The organism is Actinoplanes sp. NPDC048967, from assembly GCF_040649415.1.
GTDB lineage: Bacteria > Actinomycetota > Actinomycetes > Mycobacteriales > Micromonosporaceae > Actinoplanes.
In genome coordinates, this window is the sequence record NZ_JBEZFL010000008.1 from 341,437 (window position 1) to 363,016 (window position 21,580).

At 75.5% G+C, this 21,580-nt stretch carries 18 protein-coding genes; 11 read left to right on the forward strand and 7 right to left on the reverse strand.

Features of this window, described 5'->3' with window-relative positions:
* Positions 1-20: 20 nt before the first annotated feature.
* Positions 21-800, reverse strand: a complete 780-nt coding sequence (locus tag AB0C12_RS32355) for a siderophore-interacting protein (protein ID WP_360553657.1) — start codon at positions 798-800, stop codon at positions 21-23.
* 63 nt (positions 801-863) lie between these two features.
* Between AB0C12_RS32355 and AB0C12_RS32360 the strand changes: the two genes are divergently transcribed.
* The 6 genes from AB0C12_RS32360 (at position 864) to AB0C12_RS32385 (ending at position 7,936) form a co-directional block, all read left to right on the forward strand.
* Positions 864-1,688, forward strand: a complete 825-nt coding sequence (locus AB0C12_RS32360) for an ABC transporter ATP-binding protein (RefSeq protein ID WP_360553658.1) — start codon at positions 864-866, stop codon at positions 1,686-1,688.
* Positions 1,689-1,720: 32 nt separating this feature from the next.
* Positions 1,721-2,710 (forward strand): iron-siderophore ABC transporter substrate-binding protein, encoded by a 990-nt coding sequence (locus AB0C12_RS32365; protein WP_360553659.1) that lies wholly within the window; start codon positions 1,721-1,723, stop codon positions 2,708-2,710.
* An 11-nt stretch (positions 2,711-2,721) separates the two neighbouring features.
* A complete protein-coding gene (locus AB0C12_RS32370) occupies positions 2,722-4,836 on the forward strand; it encodes an iron ABC transporter permease (protein WP_360553660.1) in 2,115 nt (704 codons plus the stop codon).
* Positions 4,837-4,966: 130 nt separating this feature from the next.
* A complete protein-coding gene (locus tag AB0C12_RS32375) occupies positions 4,967-5,590 on the forward strand; it encodes a hypothetical protein (protein ID WP_360553661.1) in 624 nt (207 codons plus the stop codon).
* A gap of 126 nt (positions 5,591-5,716) precedes the next feature.
* Positions 5,717-6,088, forward strand: coding sequence for a DUF805 domain-containing protein (locus tag AB0C12_RS32380; protein WP_360553662.1), 372 nt, complete (start codon positions 5,717-5,719; stop codon positions 6,086-6,088).
* Positions 6,089-6,487: 399 nt separating this feature from the next.
* Positions 6,488-7,936, forward strand: coding sequence for a protein kinase (locus tag AB0C12_RS32385; protein ID WP_360553663.1), 1,449 nt, complete (start codon positions 6,488-6,490; stop codon positions 7,934-7,936).
* A gap of 3 nt (positions 7,937-7,939) precedes the next feature.
* Here the strand turns inward: AB0C12_RS32385 and AB0C12_RS32390 are convergent, their stop codons facing one another.
* The 6 genes from AB0C12_RS32390 to AB0C12_RS32415 all read right to left on the reverse strand — a co-directional run bounded on the left by AB0C12_RS32390 (position 7,940) and on the right by AB0C12_RS32415 (position 16,035).
* Positions 7,940-10,015 carry a transglutaminaseTgpA domain-containing protein gene (locus AB0C12_RS32390; protein ID WP_360553664.1) on the reverse strand — a complete coding sequence of 692 codons (2,076 nt, stop codon included), beginning with the start codon at positions 10,013-10,015 and terminating at the stop codon, positions 7,940-7,942.
* On the reverse strand, positions 10,012-11,112 hold the full coding sequence (locus tag AB0C12_RS32395; RefSeq protein WP_360553665.1) for a DUF58 domain-containing protein: 1,101 nt from the start codon (positions 11,110-11,112) through the stop codon (positions 10,012-10,014). The genes AB0C12_RS32390 and AB0C12_RS32395 overlap by 4 nt, the downstream gene beginning before the upstream one ends.
* Positions 11,113-11,120: 8 nt before the next feature.
* The gene (locus AB0C12_RS32400) at positions 11,121-12,038 is read right to left on the reverse strand and encodes a MoxR family ATPase (RefSeq protein ID WP_360553746.1); all 918 of its coding nucleotides are present in this window, start codon (positions 12,036-12,038) and stop codon (positions 11,121-11,123) included.
* Between the two features lie 35 nt (positions 12,039-12,073).
* Positions 12,074-14,041: a fibronectin type III domain-containing protein gene (locus AB0C12_RS32405; protein WP_360553747.1), complete on the reverse strand. Its 1,968-nt coding sequence runs from the start codon at positions 14,039-14,041 to the stop codon at positions 12,074-12,076.
* A gap of 63 nt (positions 14,042-14,104) precedes the next feature.
* Complete coding sequence (locus AB0C12_RS32410) at positions 14,105-15,352, reverse strand: HAMP domain-containing sensor histidine kinase (RefSeq protein ID WP_360553666.1); 1,248 nt, start codon at positions 15,350-15,352, stop codon at positions 14,105-14,107.
* Positions 15,349-16,035 carry a response regulator transcription factor gene (locus AB0C12_RS32415; protein ID WP_360553667.1) on the reverse strand — a complete coding sequence of 229 codons (687 nt, stop codon included), beginning with the start codon at positions 16,033-16,035 and terminating at the stop codon, positions 15,349-15,351. Before AB0C12_RS32415 ends, AB0C12_RS32410 begins: the two co-directional genes overlap by 4 nt.
* Before the next feature lie 54 nt (positions 16,036-16,089).
* Between AB0C12_RS32415 and AB0C12_RS32420 the strand changes: the two genes are divergently transcribed.
* From AB0C12_RS32420 to AB0C12_RS32440, 5 genes are read left to right on the forward strand one after another with little or no spacing between them, the layout of a single operon-like run.
* A complete protein-coding gene (locus AB0C12_RS32420; protein WP_360553668.1) occupies positions 16,090-17,703 on the forward strand; it encodes a BTAD domain-containing putative transcriptional regulator in 1,614 nt (537 codons plus the stop codon).
* On the forward strand, positions 17,703-18,341 hold the full coding sequence (locus AB0C12_RS32425; RefSeq protein ID WP_360553669.1) for a helix-turn-helix transcriptional regulator: 639 nt from the start codon (positions 17,703-17,705) through the stop codon (positions 18,339-18,341). Before AB0C12_RS32420 ends, AB0C12_RS32425 begins: the two co-directional genes overlap by 1 nt.
* 4 nt (positions 18,342-18,345) lie before the next feature.
* Positions 18,346-18,999 (forward strand): response regulator transcription factor, encoded by a 654-nt coding sequence (locus AB0C12_RS32430; protein WP_360553670.1) that lies wholly within the window; start codon positions 18,346-18,348, stop codon positions 18,997-18,999.
* Positions 19,000-19,028: 29 nt separating this feature from the next.
* On the forward strand, positions 19,029-20,102 hold the full coding sequence (locus AB0C12_RS32435) for a DUF3616 domain-containing protein (RefSeq protein WP_360553671.1): 1,074 nt from the start codon (positions 19,029-19,031) through the stop codon (positions 20,100-20,102).
* The gene (locus AB0C12_RS32440) at positions 20,099-21,568 is read left to right on the forward strand and encodes an FAD-dependent monooxygenase (protein WP_360553672.1); all 1,470 of its coding nucleotides are present in this window, start codon (positions 20,099-20,101) and stop codon (positions 21,566-21,568) included. The genes AB0C12_RS32435 and AB0C12_RS32440 overlap by 4 nt, the downstream gene beginning before the upstream one ends.
* The last annotated feature ends 12 nt before the right edge of the window (positions 21,569-21,580 follow it).

The window sequence follows — 21,580 nt, forward strand, 5'->3', positions numbered from 1 at the left end:
AGCATCCACAGGGGTAGATGTCATTCGGCGCGGGCGTCCTCGGCGACTCCGGCCCGCCAGTAGCCGCCGAAGTAGTGGGCCCGGGCGTCCAGGCCCCGCTCGCCCACGAGGTGGCGGCGCAGCGCCCGCACCATCGCGGTCTCCCCCGCCACCCACGCGTACGGCCTGCCGGTGGGCAGCTCGGCGTCTCGTACCGCCTCGGCCGGCGCGACGCCGGTCAGCCAGGTGATCCGCACGTCGGCGGCGGGCGTGGCCAGCTCCCGGATGTCCTGCGGCGACGGCACCTGGACGAACACCCGGGCGCAGGCGTCGGCGTCCAACTGCTCGAGGATGGAGGCGATGGCCGGTAGCGCGGTCGCGTCCCCCACCAGCAGCTGCCAGTCCGCGTCGCCGGGCGCGTACGGGCGGGCCTGGGCGCCGTCGTCCTCGGCGGTGGCCGCGATGATGCCCAGCAGATCCCCGGGCCGGGCCGCCGAGGCCCATGCCGAGGCCGGCCCGGTGTCGCCGTGCAGGATGAACTCGACGTCGACCCGGCCGCTGCGCGGATCCTGCGACCGCACGGTGTACGTGCGCATGACCGGGCGCACCTCCGCCGGCATGGCCTGATACGAGCCGTACCAGTCGTCGGCCGCCGGCAGCACCGGCGCCCGCCGGCCGTCCCGGGCGAACAACAGCTTGATGCGCTGGTCGGCGCCGCTGTAGGCGAGGCGGGACAGCTCCGGGCCGTCGAACGTGACGGCGACGGCGTGCGGGCTGAGCGGGCGGACGGCCACGACTTCGGCCAGGAGGACAGCGGGCATGAGCAGCCTTTCGTCAGGGGGTCCGGCTTTCCTTCAAGATCACGGTTAGGCTAGCCTAACCTTATGACGAGCTCCCCACCGTCCGCCGTGCTGGCCGGCGCCGCGCTCACCCTCGCCTACGACGGCCGGACGGTGGTGCACGACGCGGGCCTCGAGCTGCGCGCCGGCACGGTGGTCGCGCTGGTCGGGCCGAACGGCTCCGGCAAGTCGACGCTGCTGCGCTGCCTGGCCCGCCTGCACAAGCCCGACCGCGGCACGGTCCGGCTCGACGCCGAGCAGGACGCCCTCGCGCTGCGGCCCCGCGACTTCGCCCGCCGCGTCACGCTGCTCACCCAGTCCCACCCGACTCCCGGCGGCGTCCTGGTGCGCGATGTGGTCGCCTACGGGCGGCACCCGTACCGGGGTCGCTTCGGTGCCGGGGACGCCGACGGGCCGGACGTCGTCGCGCGGGCCATGGCCCTGACCGGCGTCGCGGCCATGGCGGACCGCCCGGTGGACGAGCTGTCCGGCGGCGAGCTGCAGCGGGTCTGGCTGGCCACCTGCCTGGCCCAGGACACCGGGGTGGTCCTGCTCGACGAGCCCACCACGTTCCTCGACCTGCGCTACCAGGTGGAGATCCTCGACATCGTCCGCGAGCTCGCCGACGACCACGGCGTCGCCGTCGGTGTCGTGCTGCACGACCTCGACCAGGCCGCCGCCGTCGCCGACCACGTCGTGCTGCTGCACGGCGGCGTGGTGCGGGCCGCGGGCCGCCCGGCCGAGGTGCTCACCACGGAACTGCTGACCGACGTCTACGGCCTGCGCGTCGACGTGCACGTCGACGCGGCCGGACGGGTCCGCACCCAGCCCGTCGGCCGGCACACCCACCGCCCCGCCCGCCCGAACTGACCGACCGTCCCACCCGATCAGAAGGACCGACCATGCCCGCCATCCGCGCACTCGCTGTCGCGATGACCGCCCTTTTCCTCGCCGCCTGCGGCACCACGGAGGACGCCGCCGACGCCGCCGGCAGCCCCGGCCCGGCCATCTCGTCCGGCCCGGTGGACCTCACCGACGAACGCGGGCCGGTGCACCTCGACGCGCCCGCCCGCAGCATCGTGTCGCTGGAGTGGGGCCTGTCGGAGAACCTCGTCGCCCTGGGCGTCAAGCCGATCGGCCAGGCCGACGTCAAGGGCTACAACAACTACAACACCGTCGCGCCGATCGACGCGTCGACGCCCGACGTCGGCACCCGCGGTGAGCCGAGCCTCGACGCCATCGCCGCGCTGCGCCCGGACCTGGTGGTCACCACGACCGACCTGCCGGAGAACGTCATCGCGCAGATCGCCGAGCAGGCACCCGTGCTCACCCTGCGCGGCTCCGACGGCACCGACCCGATCGGCTACATGCGGCGTACCGTGACCGTGCTGGCCCAGGCCACCGGCACCCAGGGCCGTGGCGCGCAGCTGTTGCGGGAGTTCGACACGTACGTCGCCGCCGGCAAGGCGAAGCTCGCGCAGGCCGGCAAGGCCGGTGCGCCGTTCACCATGGCCGACGGCTGGATCGACTCCGGCACCGTCTCCCTGCGACTGTTCACGCCGACGTCCTTCTTCGGCGGGGTCGCCGCCGAGCTCGGGCTGAAGAACCAGTGGACCACCGGCGGTGACAAGGACTACGGTCTCGCGCAGACCGACATCGAGGGCCTGACGAAGATCAAGGACCCGGCCACCTCCTTCGTGTACGTGGCCAACAAGGCCGACGGCGGTGACGAGTTCGTCGCCGCGCTCACCGGCAACGCCGTATGGAAGCAGCTGCCCTTCGTCAAGGAGAGCAACCTGCACCGTCTCCCGGACGGCATCTGGATGTTCGGCGGGCCGCCGTCCGCCCAGGCCTACATCGACGCGCTCATCACCGCGCTGACCGGCGCCTGACCGGTTACGCCGTGACCGACACGACGCACGCGCCGCCCTCCCCCACGGTCACCACCGCACCGGAGGGCGGCGCGCCCGCCCGCTCCCCGTTCCGCGCGGCCGGCGTCTTCGCTCTCGCCGGCGCGCTGCTGCTCGTGCTGTCCACTGTGCACCTCACGCAGGGCACTGCCGAGCTGAGCATCGGGGAGCTCCTGCGCGCCGTGCTGCCCTGGGCACACGAGGACGGCACCCGCGGCGAGGCCGTGGCGGTGCTGCTCGCCAGCCGGATTCCGCGACTGCTGGCGGCACTGCTGGCGGGAGCGGCGGTCGGGATGGCCGGCGCCACGCTGCAGTCGGTCGCCCGCAACACGCTCGCGGCCCCGGACACGCTCGGCGTCAACGCGGGCGCGTACGTGTCAGTCGTGGCGGTCGCGGCGTTCGGCGTCTCGCTGCCGTTCGTGGTCAGCGGGCTGGTCGCGTTCCTCGGCGGTCTCGCCGCGGCCGGGCTGGTGCTGCTCGTGTCGCGCGGCGGGGCCGGCGGGCCCGCGCGGCTGGTCCTGGCCGGATCCGCGATCGCGCTCGCCCTCAACGCGCTCACCTCCGTCCTGCTCATGCTGTTCCAGCAGAACACCGTCGGCCTGTTCGCCTGGGGCAGCGGCACCACCGTGCAGTCGGGCGCGCACCAGGTCACCACGGCCGCGCCCGTCGTGGCGGCCGGGGTGCTGGGCACGCTGCTGCTGGCGCATCGCCTCGACGTGCTCGGGCTCGGCGACGACTCGGCGCGGGTGCTGGGCGTCGACGTGCGCCGTACCCGGCTGTTCGCGGTCCTGCTGGCGGTGCTGCTCGCGGCGATCGCCGTGACGGTCACCGGGCCGATCGGCTTCGTCGGCCTGTCCGCGCCGGTGATCGCCCGCCTGGTGGCCCGGCGGGTGCCGGGTCTCGGCCGGCACCTGCTGCTGCTGCCGCTGGCGGCAACGGTCGGTGCCCTGGTCATCGTGGCCGCCGACGTGCTCATCCGGGCGTTCGTCGCCGCCGACGTGGCGATCTCCGTGCCGACCGGCGTGGTGACCACGCTGGCCGGAGCGGTGCTGCTGGTCTGGCTGGCCCGGCGGTTGCGCGACGGCGGACCGGCCGCCACGCAGGCGCGCGGCGCCCACGGCACCGCGCGGTCGCCGCGCTGGGTCATCGGCGTCAGCACCGTGCTCGGGGTCGCGCTGGTCGCCGCGGCCATCGGCGCGCTGCTGCTCGGTGACCGGCTGGTGCTGCTCGGCGACGTCCTGAACTGGTGGCGTGGCACCGCGGGCCGCGAGGTGTCCTTCGTGCTCGACCAGCGCTGGCCGCGCGCCGGCGCGGCGCTGCTCGGCGGCGCGGCTCTGGCCCTGGCGGGCACGGTCGTGCAGGCGGTGTGCCGCAACCCACTGGCCGAGCCGAGCCTGCTCGGCGTCACCCCGGGCGCGAGCGTCGGCGCCGTCGTGGTCGTGCTGGTGCTGCCCGGCATCGGTGTCTGGCCGATCATGGGCGCCGCGACGGTGGCCGCGCTGGCCACGTTCGCCCTGGTCTACCGGCTCGCGGCCGGGCGCGGGCCGTCGTCGGACCGGATCGTGCTGATCGGCGTCGGGGTGAGCGCGGGCGCCGCGGCGATCACCACGCTGGTGGTCGTGCTGGTGTCACCCTGGAACGTCAACCTGGCCCTGATGTGGCTCGCGGGCTCCACCTACGGCCGCGACGCCGACCAGCTCCTGCCGGCGGCCCTGGCGCTGCTGGTGGCCCTGCCGCTGACGCTGTCCGGGGCCCGGACGCTCGACCTGGTCGCGCTCGACGAGGACGTGCCGCGAGTGCTCGGCATCCCGCTGAGCCGGGCCCGGCCGGCCTACCTGACCCTCGCGGCCGTCCTCACCGCGGCCGCGGCGTGCGCGGTCGGGGCGCTGGCGTTCGTCGGTCTCGTCGCACCGCATGCCGCCCGGGCGCTGGTCGGGGCCCGGCACTCCCGGGTCCTGCCGGTGGCTGTGCTGATCGGTGCGCTGCTGGTGAGCGTGGCCGACACACTGGGCCGTACCGTGATCGCCCCGGCGCAGCTGGCCGCCGGTCTGGTCACCGCCCTGATCGGCGCGCCGTATTTCGTCTGGCTGCTCTGGCGGAGTCGCTGAGACCCGCACCGAACCGGTCGCCCGCGCATGCAACCCCGCCGTGCGCGCATCCGTCTGGGGGGTGCGACTCGATCGCCTGTGCGGACCAGCCCCGGTCCACGCAGCCGTTCCCTCCAGGAGTGACCTCACCATGGATCTGCACCCCCAGTCCGACCCCGCCGGTACGGGCCCGCGCCACCGCCGCACCGCGCTGGCCGTCGGCGGTTCCGCCTTCGCCGTCGCCGCGATCGTGGCCGCGTTCTCCTTCGCCGGCGGCCCGGGCGCCGCCGGGCAGGCGCAGCAGCCGGCCGACCGGCCCGCCGTCGCCGCCGCGGCCACCCAGCTCGTGTCCTACACCGGCAGGCAGCCCAAGGGTTTCAGCCTGGACAAGGTGCCGGACGGCTGGTTCGTGCAGGCCGACGACGCCTCCAGCATCGTGCTCGCGCCGCGCAGCGCGGCCGGCGGGCCGAAGGTCGATCCGTCGGCCAACCCCCTGCAGGACCCGCGCAGCTTCGTCGGCAAGATCGCTGTGATGCTCCAGTCCAAGGACCAGAAGGAAGCGCCGGCGGGCAAGGCCGTCAAGGTCGGTGACCACAAGGGTGTGCTGGTCAAGGGACCGGACAACTCCGACGGCCGGACGCTGTGGGTGGAGCAGCCCTCGGGCACGTACCTGCTGATCCAGTTCTGGGACGGCATCGGGCTGAGCCAGGACGCCATGGTCGACTTCGGCGCCGGTGTCCACGTGGAGAAGGGCGCCCAGCAGGGCGTCGGCTGACCCTGAGGCCGGCCGCGGCGACCGGGCCGGTGGCCGGATGCGGCCACCGGCCCCGGTGGCGGCCGGCCCGGCCCTAGCGTTCCCGGTGCCGCCCGAGCGGGCGGAAGCACGTCCGGGGAGGCCGCCATGCACCGCTACTACCTCTCGGCACTGCGCCGGTACGCCGACTACCGGGGCCGGGCCCGCCGCACCGAGTACTGGATGTTCGTGCTCGTGCACGCCGTCATCGTGGTCGCGCTGGCGACGCTGAGCGTGGCCGTCGCCGACTGGCTCATGTACGTCCTGATCGCCTACTACTTCGCCACGGTCGTACCCGTGACCGCCCTGGTGGCGCGGCGCCTGCACGACGTCGGCCACTCCGGCTGGCTGCAACTGATCAACCTGCTGCCCTTCGGCTTCCTCGTGCTGCTGGTCTTCATGGCCCTGCCCGGCGAACCCGGGCCGAACCGCCACGGACCCGCCCCGGCCGGCCGGCGCCTGTCCGCGGTGCCGGTGTGATCCGGGGGCGCGCCCTGACACTGCTCGCCCCGGCCGTCCTCCTCGCCTCGTCGGCCTGCGCCGGCGATGCCGGTCCGGCTCCCACCCCTTCCGGGTCGAGCGCCGCGACCAGTGCGCCACTGCGGGACGGCGCGATCTGCACGCGACGATCACCGGCACGGGGAACCTCGCGCTGGCCTACGGGCTCACCGTCACCGTGCAGCAGACCGGCCCGGCCGGCGCGGTCGTCCAGGTCGCACCGGCCAAGAACGACTCCGGCAACCACCAAGGCACCGGTACGCAGGGATTCTCCCTGTACTCCGGCGACGGCACCTGATCGGCCGGGGAGACCGCACCGCTCTACGATGCGGTCAGGCACCCCGGGCGGCGGGAACGGACGGCGGCGAAGAGGACACAACGATGACGACCGACCCGGCCGACGGCGAGCTGGTGCCGCTGGGCGACGGCGCGGCGGGCACCGTGCTGGCCGGTGTGGACAGTGCCACCGGCGAAGCCTTCGCGGTGAAGGTGCTGCCGGGGCCGCTCGACCGGCGTACCCGGGCCGGCCTCGACGCCGAGCTGCACGCGCTGGCCGGGCCGGCCGAGCACGCGCCGATCCTGCTCACCCGCGGGGTGGTCGAGCTCGGCGACGGCCGCCACGGGCTGCGGATGGAGCTGTGCAGCCAGTCCCTGCCCGAACTCGTCGCCGCGTTCGGGCCGCTGTCCGTCGCCGACTCGGTGACGCTGGGCATCGCCCTGGCCGACGCCCTGACGGCCGCACACGGGGCCGGGGTCGTGCACGGCTCGGTGACACCGGGCAACGTGCTGTTCCGCGCCGACGGTGAGCCGGTCCTGGCCGACTTCGGGATGACTCTGCGCCGCGCCTTCCCGGCCGCCTCCGCCCGGAGCAGAGACTTCACGGCGCCGGAGAACCGGCGCGACGGCACAGCCGACGAGCGTTCGGACCTGTACGGCCTGGGCGCGGTGCTGCACCTCGCCCTCACCGGGAGTCCGCCGTCCGACGCGCCGCAGCGGGACGATCTGCCGTCCGCCTTCGCCGAAGTGATCAGCGCCCTGCTCGCCGAGAACCCCGCCGACCGGCCCCCGGGTGCGGCCGCCGTCGCCGCGAGCCTTCGCACCGTCGCCGCGAGCCTTCGCACCGTCGCCCCCGCCGGGAACGAGCTGGCAGCGCCGCAGCCGGCCGGTGGGCCGGCGGCGCCGCAGCCAGCCGCCGGGCCGATCGCGCCGCAACCGGCCAACGGACCAATCCCGCCGCCGTCGGCCGCCGGGCCAACCGCGCCGCAACCGGCCGGCGCGCCAATCCCGCCGCAACCGGCCGGCGCGCCAAAAGCGCCGCAGCCAGCCGGCGGGCCAATCCCGCCGCCGTCGGCCGCCGGGCCAACCGCGCCGCGACCGGCCGGCGGGCCGCTCCTGGTCTTCGGCCCGCGCAGACGCTCGCGCCTGCGGGCGGCCCGGGGCCCCGCGGTGGTGCTGGCCCTGGTCGCCGTCGCGGCGTTGCTGTTCCGGCTCAACCAGCCCGCCGACCTGGGCATACCGGCGGCACCGGGTGCCGCGCCGGCCGCGGCCCCGGAGCGCAGCCGGCCCGCCGTGCGGCTGGAACTGGCCGACCTCACCGACCGCGGCGACGTGATCGATCTGGCCTGGCGCAGCAGCGAGCCGCTGTCCTTCGCGATCCTGCTGGCCGGCGAGGACGGTTCCACCCGGACGTTCCTCGCGCAGCGCGCCACCAGCTACTCCGTGCCGGTCGATCCGGCGGCCAGGTACTGCTTGCTGGTGCAGGGCACGAACGGGGTGGACATCTACAGCACCCCACCGGAGCCGGTCCGCGGCGCTGTCTGCAAGCAGTGAGGGTCAGCCCGGGCGGCGCAGGCCCCGGTGGTCGAGCAGGGCCCGCAACCAGCGGCGCCGGCCGGTCCGCGCCAGCCCACGCCGTACCGCGCGGACGATCGACCAGGCCTGCGCCGCGTGCTGGTCGGCGGGTGCCGTGCCCGACCACAGCGCCTGGTCCACGAGCACGCCGAGGCGGCGGATCTCAGCGACAGTGCCCGCGTCGGTGACGGCCGCCGCGGCGGTGCCGAGGTCGCGGACCGTCATGCCGGTGGACACCGGGACGCCGTACGCCCGCAGCCTGTCCCGGACCTCCTCCCAAGCGCCGACGACCGCCGCGGGGCCCGGCCGCCGCCGGCGTCGCCACGAGCGCACACTCCAGGCCAGCGGCACTGCGAGCGGCCAGCCGACCAGCGGCACCACCGGCAGGACGAGCAGCGCCGGCCAGGGCACACCGCGGTCGCCGGAAGCCGCCGGACCGGCCGGGGCAGCCAGGGGCGGGTCTCGCAGGTCACCGGGGGCGGGCAAGGTCTGCCGGGCGCGCTCGGCCAGCCCGGCCAGCCCGTTGCCGGCCGCGGCACCGGACTCCGCGGCCCCGCCGGTCGGATCCAGCGGCACCCAGCCGACGTCCCGGACGGCGACCTCGGGCCAGACCAGCGCGTCGCCGTTGCGGACGGTGACGAAGCCGTCCGGGTCGGCCTGGGCGGGCATCCGGTAGCCGACCACCAGCCGGGCCGGGATGCCGAGGATGCGGGCCAGCGCCACGTAGGCCGCGGCGAACTGCTCGCTCGTGCCGCGCCGGGTGGTGAGCAGGAAGTCGGTCAGCTGCGGCCAGGCGTGCCCGGCCGGCAGGTCCCGGCCGATCGCGACGTCGTGGTTGTCCCGGAACCACTTCTCCAGGGCCACGGCGGTCGCGAAAGAGGGCCGGTTGCCGTGCACCGCCGCGCCGGCCAGGGCCTCCACCTGCGGCGGGACCGTGCCGATCCCGTGCAGGCCACCGGGGGCGTCCGGGTCGATCGCGGCCTCGGCCAGGCGGCCGGCGTCGGCGCGGGGCTGCCACCAGCTCAGGTCGTACCGCACGCCGCCCGCTGGGCCGGGCAGCAGCAGCGTGCCCTGGTGCTCGGCCACCAGCGGCTCGACACCCTCGGCGCGCGCCGGCCAGGTCTGGCTGGGCAGCCACGGCCCCTCACCCGCGGCGAGCTCGATCGTGGCCGTACGCTCGACGGCCGGCACGGTCACCGCCCGGCCCGGCGGCAGGGTCGCGCCCAGGCGCCGGAACCGGCCGGCCGGGGTCCAGTTGACGCCGTCGAAGTCCTCGAGCACCACCACCGGCCACCGGTCCACGTCGGTCGCGTCCCGGACCCGGAACACCGGCCGCGACGGGTCGCCGAGCCGCCCGGTGACCTCGTCCAGCGGGCTGGTCAGCCCGGCGTCGGGCAGCGGCGCGGCCTGGTCGCGGGCCAGCGAGTACCGGGCCGGGCCGCTCGGGAGCACGAACGCGGCGGCGACGGCGGCCACCACCGCTGTCACCGCTGCCGGCACGACGCGCACCGCCGGGCCTTCGAACAGCAGGGTGGCGCCGAGCGCGGCGTAGGCGAGAGCGGCGAGGGTCGCCGGACCGGGCGCGGGGCTGAAATACAGCTGGCTCAGCGCGACAAGGGCGAGGCTGGGCAGCAGGGCCGGCAACGGGCTCCGCAGCCGGTGCAGCAACTCGCCACCGAGCACCGCCGCCAGCACCACCAGCAGCGGCACGAACAGCAGCAGCGCCGGGTCCGGCCGGGCCGGCCACGTCGATTGCAGGACCAGCCGCCAGGAGTCGCCGGCGCCGTCCGTCAGCGCCCGCAGCGTCGCGCCGGTCGGCAGGCCCGTGACCGTGGTACGCCACAGCACGGTCTCCACGACCGCGAGCACGCCGGCCAGCAGGGCCAGCACGGGCCGCCAGTCCACGACGGAGAACCGGCCGCAGGCGAGCACCGTGGCCAGGATCGCTGCCGCCGGGACGCCGACCGGGACGAGCAGCGCGGCGACGCCGAACACGGGGGCGAACAGCATCCCGGCGAAAGCGGCGGCGAGCACCACGCCGGCCGTACGGACAGTCACCCGAGTGCCTCGTTCCACAGCCGTACGGCCTCGTCGGCGGTCCGGGCCCGCAGCACGCGCGCACCCGGCACCTCGACCGGGCCGCCCAGGGCGATGACGTGGATCCGGGTGAACCGCCGCAGCAGCGTGGCCGCCGGCACCAGCGGTGGTCCGTCGCCGCAGACCACGACGAGGTTGCCACCGCGGTCCGGGGGCAACCGGGCGGTCCTGTCGTCCTGGGTGACCTCGCTCAGCGCGTCGAGCAGTACACCGACGGAGCCGGCCGTGCCGTCGACCGCGGTCCGGTGGCCCGAGGAGGTCAGCAGGCAGGTGTGCTGCCCGGCGGCGACCGAGGCGCTGAGCAGGGACGCGGCCGTCTCGACCAGTTCCTCGAAACCGGCGGCGGTGGCCGCGGCGGCCCGGGTGTCGAGCAGGACGGTGAACCGGCTGCGTTGCGGGTCGGCGAGGTCGCGGACCATCAGCTGCCCGGTGCGGGCGGTGGCCTTCCAGTGCAGCAGGCGTACCTCGTCGCCCGGCACGTACTCGCGCACGTCGTTGAGCTCGGCCGACCCGCGCAGCGCACTGTCGGTGACGGTGCCCTCGTGATGGTGGCGCCGCCGGCCGCCGGACAGCGCCCGGGCCGGGAGCCGGCGAGGATGCACCCACAACGTCGTGGTCTCCCCCGCCGGCAGGCTGCTGCGGGCGAGCCCGAACGCGTCCCGGCGCTCCAGGCTGAGCGGTCCGATCGTCCACCTGCCCCGGACGTCGGTGGGCAGTTCGTAGTGCTGCACGGTCTCGCCCCCGGGCGGCAGACCGCGCACCCGCACCGACCGGATGACCGGCCCGGCCGGATCGGCGGCGGTGAAGCCCGGCTGCCGGCGGGAGCCCGGGTTGGTGACCCACAGCCGGGCCTGCGCCGGACGGCCCCTGGTCACCCGGCTCGGGTACACCGAACGCCGGACGGTGATCCGCAGCGTGCGCCCGGTGCCGAGGACAGCCGCCGACACCGCGCCGAGCAGGATCGCCCCGAGCACCCCGGCCAGGGCGAACCGGCCCCACCAGCCGGCGGCGAGCAGCGGGACCGCGGTGACGAGGACCGCATACCCACGGCGGGTCACCCGCATGGTCAGCCGCCCGCGCGCGCCATCGGTGCGGCGGTCGAGGCGAGCGCGTCGTCGATGATCTCCCGGGGTCCGCCCAGGCTCAGCTCCGCCTCCGGGGTGAGCACCAGGCGGTGGGTCAGCACCGGCACCGCCACGTCCTTGATGTCGTCCGGCGTGACGAAGCCGCGGCCCTCGATGGCGGCCAGCGCCTGCGCCGCGCGGACCAGGGCGATGCTGCCGCGCACGCTGGCGCCGTAGCGCACGGCCGGGTGCTCGCGGGTCGCCGCGGCGAGCCGGACGGCGTATCCGGCCACGCCGGTGTCGACGTGCAGGCCACGGACCGCTTCGACGGCGGCGGTGAGGATGTCGGTGTCGACCACCGCGGACAGGTCGTCGGCGGAACGCCCGGCGGTGTTGCCGAGCACCACGTCGACCTCGTCGTCATGGTCGGGGTAGCCCACGGTCAGGCGCATCAGGAACCGGTCGAGCTGCGCCTCGGGCAGGCGGTAGGTGCCCTCCATCTCGATCGGGTTCTGGGTGGCGATGACCAGGAACGGCCGGGGCACCCGGTGGGTCTCGGCGTCCACGGTGACGTGGCCCTCGGCCATCACCTCGAGCAGGGCCGACTGGGTCTTCGGGGTGCCCCGGTTGATCTCGTCGGCGATGACGACGTGGGCGAAGACGCCGCCCGGGTGGAAGGTGAAGCGCTCGTCCTTCTGGTGGTAGACACTGACCCCGGTGATGTCGCTGGGCAGCAGGTCCGGGGTGAACTGGATGCGGCTCCACCGTCCGCCGATGCTGCGGGCCAGGCAGCGCGCCAGGGTGGTCTTGCCCAGCCCCGGCACGTCCTCGATCAGCAGGTGCCCCTCGGCCAGCAGCCCGGCGACGGCCAGCCGGACCAGCTCGGGCTTGCCCCGCAGGACCTGTTCCACGTTGCGCATGACGAGCCCGGCGACCCGCGCCGCTGCCGCGGGGTTCACCCGGCGGTCCAGAGCAGACGGTTGGACTCCATGCCGTCCACGATCACCCAGACCTCCTGGCCCACACCGTTGAACGGGAACCGGTGCCGGGCGGTGAGGTTGCCCAGCGAGTCGGTGGTCAGCCGGGCGCCGGTGTTGAAGTTCTTCCACTCGGAGGCCCACGGCTCGATGTCGTAAGCCGTGTTCGGCTCGAAGCCGCGCATCGTGACCTTGACGAACGCGCACTCCGGCGGATCGCAGCCGTGCTCGTAGGTGGTGGGTTCCCCGCGCGAGACGACCACCGACCGCTCCGGCGCGGGCTCCGGGACGATGGCCGACACGGTGGCGGCGGGCCCGCGACCGGCGGCGTTCTCGGCCGCGACGGTGATCCGGTAGGACATGCCGGCGGTGACGCCGGTCAACGTGGCCGAACGGCTGCTCCCGGAGCGCGTCGTCGACTCGCTCCCGCCGCCGGCCGGCCCCCAGGACACCCGGTAGCCGCTGACCGCGGCGCCGTTGCCGGCCGCGGCACCCCAGCTGACCACGATGGTCGCGCCGGTGACGCCCGCACGGACCCGCGGCGGCATGCCGGGCGGACTGGCCGGCACCGCCTTGCGCGTGGACGGGGGCCCGGTGTCCGAGGTGCGCGGCACCGGGCCGCCCCCGATGGCGGGCGGACCGCCGATCGTGGCCGGGCCGCCGGTGGTGGACGGGTTGTCAGGGGTGGACGGCGGGCCCGCCGGGCGCGTCGGTGTTCCCGGCCGGCCGGGCTTCGTCGCCGGCCGGTTGTCGGCCGGGTCGCCCGGGCCGCCCGGGCCGCCCGGGCCGCCCGGCGTCGCCCCGTCGCCCGGCGCGCGCCCGCCTCCCGCCGGGGGCACCGCGCGGGCCTGGCCCCGGTCGTCGACGACCAGCACCTGCCGGCCCTCGCCGCCCTCGACGTACACCCGGTCGTCCTGGCCGAGACTCAACCGGGGGTCACCGCTCTCCGGCGGCACGTCGGCCACGCTCTGGCGGCGGCCGTCCCGGTCGTACGTCAGCACCGAGCCGTGCTCGCGGTCGAGCAGCACCACTGACGACCGCCCGGCGGCCGGCCCGGAATAGCTTCCCGCGGGCAGCTCGACCGGGACGGGTGCGGCGGCCGGGCGCCCGGAGCCGACGGTGCTCGCGTCGACCAGGTGCAGCCTGTGCTGCTGCGGATCGAGCACGGCGACGCGCCCGTGGACATCGGCGGTGGCGATGCCCGCGCCGGCCGGCAGGTCCACGCCGGCCGGGGTGGACCGGCCCAGCCCGTCGCCGGTCACCGGGGTGAGCGTGTTCGTGTCGGTGTCGACGAACACGGCCCGGCTGCCCACCACGGTCAACGCCCCGGCGTGTCCCGCCGGCGCCGCGGCCGGGCAGGACAGCAGCTCGGCGCCGGGACGCAGCAGGCAGAGCGCGTTGGTGCCGGTGCGGTGCAGCCACAGCGTGCCGTCGGGCGTGACGGCCGGCTCGCCGAGGGGCTCCCCGGCCTTGATGGTCCGCGGCTCGGTGCCGAGCCGGACCACCGTGCCGGTCTCGCGATAGACCAGGTACGGCCCGCCCTTGCCCTCCACGGCGACGGGCCGTTCCCCGGCCGGTGGCGTGAGAGTCTGTTCGACCGCCAGGGTGGACTTGCCGAACTCGAGGATCTCCGTGCTGCCGACCACGTAGCCGGTCGTGTCGCCCTGCACGACCTGACTGCCCGGCTGCAGGCCGTCGATCCGGGCCCGGGCGTCGACCGAGTGCGCCGAGCCGTTGACGTGGTAGATCAGGTCCTCGGCCGGGCTGGCGAACCAGTGGCCGGCCGGCGTGAAGCGGACCCCGGGCGGGGCCGAGGCGGCACCGGACACCGCCGCCGTCACGGCCACCAGCGAGGTGCCGACGACCAGCACGAGGGGCAGTCGGCCCCGGCGGCCCGAGCGCAGCGCCCGTTCGGTCCGGGCAGCAAAACGATGCACATCCCCCATGGCGGTCACGCCGAAAGCATAGAAGACCGTGTACATGATCGGTCCACGGCGGATACACCGGTGTCAGGCGGCGGCCGGTAACTCCAGCTCGAAGATCGCGCCGCCCTCCACGGCGTTGTAGACCCGCAGCGTGCCGCCGTGCGCCTGGGCGACCCAGCGCACGATGGACAGTCCGAGCCCGCTGGAGCCGCCGGAGCTCTTGAACCGTTCGAAGCTCTCCTCGGCCAGGGCCGCGTCGATGCCGGGACCGTGGTCGGCCACCGTCACCCGTCCGCCGGCCACGGTGATGTGCACGATCGCCGGCCGGCCCGGCACCCGGCCGTGCCGCAGCGCGTTGTCGAGCAGATTGTCGATCGCCCGGCGGACCAGGTCGGCGTCGGCGCTGACCTTGGTGGGCGCGGTGGTCACGGTGATGTCGGCCCCGTCGTCCACCGTCTCCTCGACCACGGTGCTGACCAGCTGGTCGAGCCACAGTGGCTGGATCGTCAGCGTCTCCACCCCGGCGGCCAGCCGGGCCCGGATCAGCACACCGTCGATGATGCTGCCCATCCGCCGGGCCAGGTCGACCGTGCGCGGCAGCAGCTCGGTGCGCTGGGCCGGCTGGAGCAGGGCGGTCTCGGCGAGCGCCCGCAGCGCGGCGACAGGTGTCCGCAGGTCGTGCGCGGTGTCGGCGAGCAGCACTTCCTGCTGTTCCAGAGCGGCGGTCGCGGGCCGGACCGCCCGCACGGTGAGCAGATAACCCGCCCCGGCGACCGCGGCCAGGAACAGCACCGAGCCGCCCAGCACGGCGAGCACGAAATCCCGGTGCGCGGCCCGGACCTCGGCCGGATCGACCAGGGCGACCACGGCGCCGACGTACTGGCCGTCGGTGTTGCGGAACGGCTCGGCCCGCACCCGCATCAGCTCGCCGGTGGAGTCCGGGACGTAGCCGGTCTGCTCTCGCCCGGAGGCGACGGCCCGCGCGGCCAGCACGGACTTCGTACCGGCGTCCACCGTCACGCACGGCTGGCGGCTGAAGTGCCCGGTGAACTGCTCGTTCGGGCCGGGCAGGACGGCGAACTCGGGGCAGCCGGTGTCCACCTCGTCGCGGCTGATCCGCGCGGTGACGATCGTCCCGTCGTACGAGATCAGCCGGGTGACCGCCGTGGTGACCCGGATCAGCCGCGCGTCCAGCTCGGCCTCGCCGCGCCGGGTGTCGGCCCCGATCAGCAGCCAGGTCGCCAGGATCAGCCCGGCGGCGGTGATCGCGGTCAGCCAGCCGGCCAGCCACCAGGGCAGCCGGCGCAGCCGGTCCAGCGCCGAGCCGGTCATGAGGCCAGCCGGTAGCCACGCCCGCGCACGGTGTGGATCAGCTCCGGTTCGCGCAGCTTGCCGCGCAGCCGGCGGACGACCACGTCGACCACGTTGGACATCGGGTCGGTGCTGCTGTCCCAGCAGTGCTCGATCAGCTCGCCGCGGGCGACCGCCTGCTCCGGCCGGGTCAGCAGGTATTCCAGCACCGCGAACTCCTTGGCCGTCAGTCCGAGCAGCACCCCGGCCCGGCGTACCTGGCGGCGGGCGCAGTCCATCTCCAGGTCGCCGTGGCGCAGCACCGACGGCCGTCCGGTGCCCGCACGCCGGCACAGGGTCAGCACCCGGGCCGTCATCTCGGCCACCGAGAACGGTTTGACCAGGTAGTCGTCGCCGCCGTGCTCGAACCCGGCGACGATGTCGGCCAGGCTGTCGCGGGCGGTCAGCAGCAGCACGGGCACGGCCCAGCCCTGCTGGCGGCGCCCGTGCACATAGTGGATCGCGTCCCCGTCGGGCAGCATCCGGTCGAACACCACACAGTCGAAGTCCTCACCGGTCAGGGCGGCGTCCGCGGTGGCGAGGTCAGCCGCCTGCGTGACGGCCAGCCCGGCCCCGGCCAGCTCCGTACGCACGGCGAACCGCAGGTTGTCGTCGTCCTCCACCACCAGCACCCGCACTGTGGCCTCCCCGCCCGCTCGTGTCATCGGATCCTCATGTGCCCGGATGGATCGTAGGGCGACCACCAAGGAGGTGTACCCGTGCTCTTCCACATCCTCGGCCCGCTCGAGGTGCACACGACGATCCCCGGCCGGCTCGGTACGGGCAAACCGGCCACCGTCCTGGCCGCTCTGCTGTTGCGGCCGAACGCCTGGGTCGGCGTCGACATCCTGACCGAGGCCTTGTGGCCGGACCGGACCGCTCCGGCCTCGGCCGAGGCGAACCTGAAGACCTACGTGTGGCAGCTGCGCCGGATGCTGCCGTCGCACGTGGACGGAGGCGACCGGATCCAGCGGACCACCGGCGCGTACCGGATGCGGGTGGGGCCCGGCGAGCTGGACGCGGTCCGGGCCGCCGAGCTGAGTGCCGCCGCGAGCGCCGCCGGCTCCGACGCCGAGGCGCTCGTCCTGCTGGAGGACGCGCTGCGGTTGTGGCGCGGACGGCCGTTGGAGGGTGTGGAGGTGGACCCGGGCGCGCTGACAGGCCTGCTCGAGCTGCACCTGGACCTGCGGGAACACCTCGGCGAGGTGCAGCTGGCGCTGGGCCGGGCGGCGGACGCGGCAGCCACCCTGCGCTCGGTGACCGCGGACGCCCCGCTGCGCGAGAGCGCCTGGACCCTGCTCGTCCGCGCGCTGCACGCGAGCGGCCTGCGCACCGACGCGCTGGTCGCGTACCGGCAGGCGACCGGGGTGCTGGCCGCCGAGCTGGGGGTCGGGCCGGGGCCGGGACTCGTGGCGGCACACCGCCGCGCGCTGGGCAGCGTCCGCCGGGAACTGCCCCGAGACACCCGGCTGGCCGGGCGGGCCGGGGAGCTGGCCCGGCTGCTGCGGCCGGCGCCGGTGACGATCGTCGACGGGATGCCCGGCGTGGGCAAGACCGCGCTGGTCGTGCACGCGGCGCACCGGCTCGCCGCGGACCACCCGGACGGGCAGCTCTTCGTGACCATGACCGGCCGTACTCCCGTGGCCCAGCGACTGCTGCGCGGCGTCGGCGTCACCGAAGTGCCGTCCGATCCGGACGAGCAGGCGGCGCTGTGGCGTTCCGAGGTCGCCCGGCGGCGGATGCTGATCGTGCTGGACGGCGCCCGTGACGCCGCCGAGGTCGCGCCGCTGCTGCCCGCGACCTCCGGTTCCCGGACGCTGATCACCACCACCCGTCGCGGCTGGCACCTGGACGGCGCGGCCCGCCTCGCTCTGGAGCCGCTCGGCCCGGAGGAGGCCGCCGCCCTGTTCGCCACCGCGGCCGGCCGGCCGGGTACGGAGACCCGCGCAACCGCCGCCGTCCTGCGCGCCTGCGGTGGTCTGCCGGCGGCCCTGCTCGACGCCGCGGCCCGGCTGCTGACCCGGCCGCACTGGACGGTGCGGCGCCTCGCCGAGGAGCTCGACGAGGACCCGTGCCGGGTCTTCTCCGGAGCCGTCCGGCAGTCGACGAACGCCGCGCTGACCGGCCTCGACCTGACCGAACAGCGCGCCTGGCGCACGCTCGGCCCGGCGTCGCCGGAACTGACCGCCACCGCCGGCAACCGCGCCGCCCACGAGTCGCTGGCCGACCGGGGGCTGCTGGAGCCGGCCGGCCCGGACCGCTATCGCTGCCATCCCGTGTTCCGGCACCTCGCGGCCTGCCGCTCCGCGCTCGCCCCGCGGCGGGCGGCGTGATGACCACGACCGCCGCGGAACCCGACCTCGTCGCCGTGCTGTCCGCACCCGCCGCCGTCGACGCCGCGCTGGGCAACGCCGTCCGGGAGGTGCTCGTCGCCCGTACCGGCGGGACCGGGGCGGGCGGCCCGTTGCGCCACGCCGACCACGGCAATCTGCGCCGCGGCGTGCGGTATCGCGTCCTGCTGACCGACTGCGTGCGCAGCCGGCCCGCCGAGGTGCTGCGCCTGGGCCGGCTGGCCGGCGCCGGAGCGGAGATCCGTACCGTGCCGCAGGTGCCGGCCGACGTGACGGTCGTCGACGGCACCGTGGCCATACTGGCCCGGGACCGGGCCGGTGAGGACGTCGCGATGGTGGGTCTGAGCGGCGTGGTGGACACCGTGATCGCCCTCTTCGACCGGCTGTGGCTGGTCGGCAAGCCGCTGACCAGTGCCGAGGAGCTGTGCGGGCGCGAACGGGAACTGCTGGCGCTGCTGTCGGCGGGCTACACCGACGAGTCGGCCGCGGCCCGGCTGGGCGTCTCGGTGCGCACCGTACGCCGGATGATGTCCACGATCATGGCCCGGCTGGGCGCGCGCAGCCGGTTCCAGGCCGGGCTGCGGGCGGCGGATCGAGGAATACTGATGCCGCTACGGTAGGCGGGTGCGGGTGTTGGTCACCGAGGACGACGAGAATCTGCGACTGGCCGTGGACGCGTCGCTGCGGGGCGCGGGCTTCGCCGTGGACACCGTCGGCGACCTGCCCGCGGCGGACGAGGCGCTGGCCGTCAACGCGTACGACTGCGCGGTCTTCGACCGGGTGCTGCCGGCCGGCGACGCGCTGGAGTACGTCGCGGCCCGGCGGCGCGCGGGCTGGCACGTGCCCGTGCTGTTCCTCACCGGCCGCAGCGCCCCCGACGAGCGGGTCCGGGGCCTGGCCTGGGGCGACGACTACCTCGGCAAGCCGTTCGCCCCTCCGGAGCTGGTGGTCCGGGTCCGCAGCCTGTGCCGGCGCGGCGGCCCCCGCCCGGCGCCGGTGCTGCGCCACGCCGGCATCGAGCTGGATCCCGGGCGCTACGAGGTGCGCCGGGCCGGCCGGCCGCTCGCCCTGACGGCCAAGGAGTTCGAGGTGCTGCGGCTGCTCCTCGCGGCCGGTGGCGAGCCGGTCCCCCGGGCCCGGCTGATCGCCGCCGCCTGGGACGAGGTCGTGCCACCCGCCACCAACGTCCTGGATGTCCTGATCGCCCAGCTGCGCCGCAAGCTCGGGCCGCCGCCGGTGCTGCACACCGTGCGTGGCGTCGGCCATCTGCTGCGCTGAGCGCGACACCGGGTGCCACGATGGTCGCCATGACACTGGTACACACGGTCCGCTTGCGCTTCGGCGACCTCTCGCGGGCCGCCGCCACCCACACGAACCTGTCCGCGGTGCGGGTCGACGGCCGGGTGCTCTGGATCGCGGGTGACGAGACGGCGACGGTCGAGCGCCTGGTGGCCGACGATCCGGCCCAGCCGGCCGAGTACGCCGACGAGCGGACCTTCCGGCTGGGCGACTTCATCGACCTGCCCGGCCCGGACGCCGACGAGGAGGCCGACATCGAGGGCCTGGCCCGCACCGGACACTTCCTGTGGGCGGTCGGGTCGCACAGCCTGCGCCGCAAGCAGATCAAGGCCCGCCACGACGGCGACAAGGCGCTGCGGCGGCTGTCCCGGGTCGAGGGCCAGGAGAACCGTCAGGTGCTGCTGCGGCTGCCGATCGCCGAGGTCGACGGCCTGCCCACCCCGGTACGCGAGATCGTCGTGGACGGCGAGCACCACCGGGCCGCGCAGCTCGACAAGCGGGACGGGCTGCGGACGCTGCTGCGCCACGACGCCCACCTGGCGCCCTTCCTGGCCATCCCCGGCAAGGACAACGGGCTGGACATCGAGGGCATCGCGGTCAGCGGCGACCGGGTCTACCTCGGTCTGCGCGGTCCGGTGCTGCGCGGCTGGGCGTTCGTGCTGGAGCTGCGGCCGTACGTCGACCCCGCCGAGCCCGGCCGGCTGCGGCTGCGCCCGTTCGACGACGGGCTGGAGTACCGCAAGCACGTCCTGGACCTGGACGGGCTGGGCGTACGTGACCTGTGCCCGGACGGCGACGACCTGCTGGTGCTGGCCGGCCCGACGATGAGCCTGGACGGCCCGGTGCGGATCTACCGCTGGCACGGCGCCTACCGGGTGGCGATGCCGGCGGTGGTGCGGGGCGAGGTGCTGACCCGGGAGCTGGAGATCACGTACGGCGAGGGCGACGACCACGCCGAGGGCATGGGCCTGATCGGGCGCCCGGGCGACAAGCTCGCCATGATCGTCTTCGACAGCCCGGCCGCGGTCCGGCTGACCGACGACGGGGCGGTGATCGCCGACGTGGTCCGGCTGCCGCGATGACCCTCGACGCGGCGGTGGTGGTGGCCGGGTTCGGGCCGGTCGGCGGGGTGCTCGCCGCGCTGCTCGGGACGCAGGGTGTCCGGACCGTGGTGGTCGAGCCGAACGTCCGGCCGTACCCGAAGCCCCGGGCCGCCGTGCTGGAGGTCGAGTCCATCCGGTTGCTGTCGCTGATCCCCGGGCTCGCCCCGCCCGATGCCTGGTCGGTGCCGCTGATCCGCAACGGTGCCGTCGGCGCCGACCGGCGGCCGCTGTTCCTGCTGACGCAGCGGGCCCGGGCGTTCGGGCACCCGCAGGTCGTGCGCATCGACCAGCCGGCCCTGGAGACCGCACTGCGCGCCGCCGTCGCCGAACTGCCCTCCGTCGAGGTGCTCGCCGGACGGTCCGTCCAGGACGTCGAGCAGTCCGCCGATCACGTCGTCGCGGTTCTCGACGACGGGCGACGGATCACCGGGCAGTGGCTCGTGGGCTGCGACGGCACGTCCGGCACCGTGCGCACCCGGGCCGGCATCGCCTTCATCGGCGACACGTTCGCGCAGCCCTGGCTGGTCGTGGACGCGGCCGGCACCGCCACCGACGACGCCGGCGTGGACGGCACCGCCGACGGGAGCCCGACGGTGGCGTTCGTGCTGGACCCCGCGCGGCCGGCGGTGGCCATGTCGAGCCCCGGCCGCTGGCGCTGGGAGTGGATGCTGCTGCCCGGCGAACAGCCCGCGGCCATGGTCCGGCCGGAGACGGTCCGCGCGCTGGTCGCGCCGTGGACCGATCCGGACCGGCTGGAGGTCGAGCGGGCGGCCGTGTTCACGTTCCGCGCGCGGATGGCGCAGCGGTGGCGGGCCGGGCGGGTGCTGCTGGCCGGGGACGCGGCGCACGCGATGCCACCGTTCGCCGGCGCGGGGCTGGGCATGGGGATCAGGGACGCCGGTGCGCTGGCCTGGCGGCTGGGCGAGGGCGGCGATCTGGACGCGTACGAGCGGGAGCGCCGCCCGGACGTCGCCGCCACCACCACGCTCGCGTTGCGGATCGGCCGGGTGCTGCAGACCCGCAACCGGGCCGCCGCGCTGGTGTTCCGCGGCCTGGCCCGCAGCCTCAACGCCGTGCCGGGCCTCAAACGCCGCCTGGGCGACCGCCCGTTGCCGCCGCGCCGCCTGCCCCGCGCCGTGGCCGGACCGCTGCCGCGGGCGGGCCAGGTGCTGCCCAACCCGTGGGTCCGGGTGGCCGGCGGCCCGCCCGTGCGGCTGGACGACGTGATCGGCTACCGGTGGGCCTTCCTCGGTCACGGCTGCGATCCCCGCCGGGTGCCCGGGGCCGAGCGCCCCGGCGCGATCCACCTGGCGCTGGACCTGGCCGACCCGGCGCCCGGCTGTCTGGCCGTGGAGGACCTCGACGGCCTGCTCCGCGGTGCGGCCGGCACGGTCACGGCCGTGCGGCCCGATCGTTTCCTGCTCGGCGTTCTGCGTCCCGGCTGAGCGGGTCCGCTG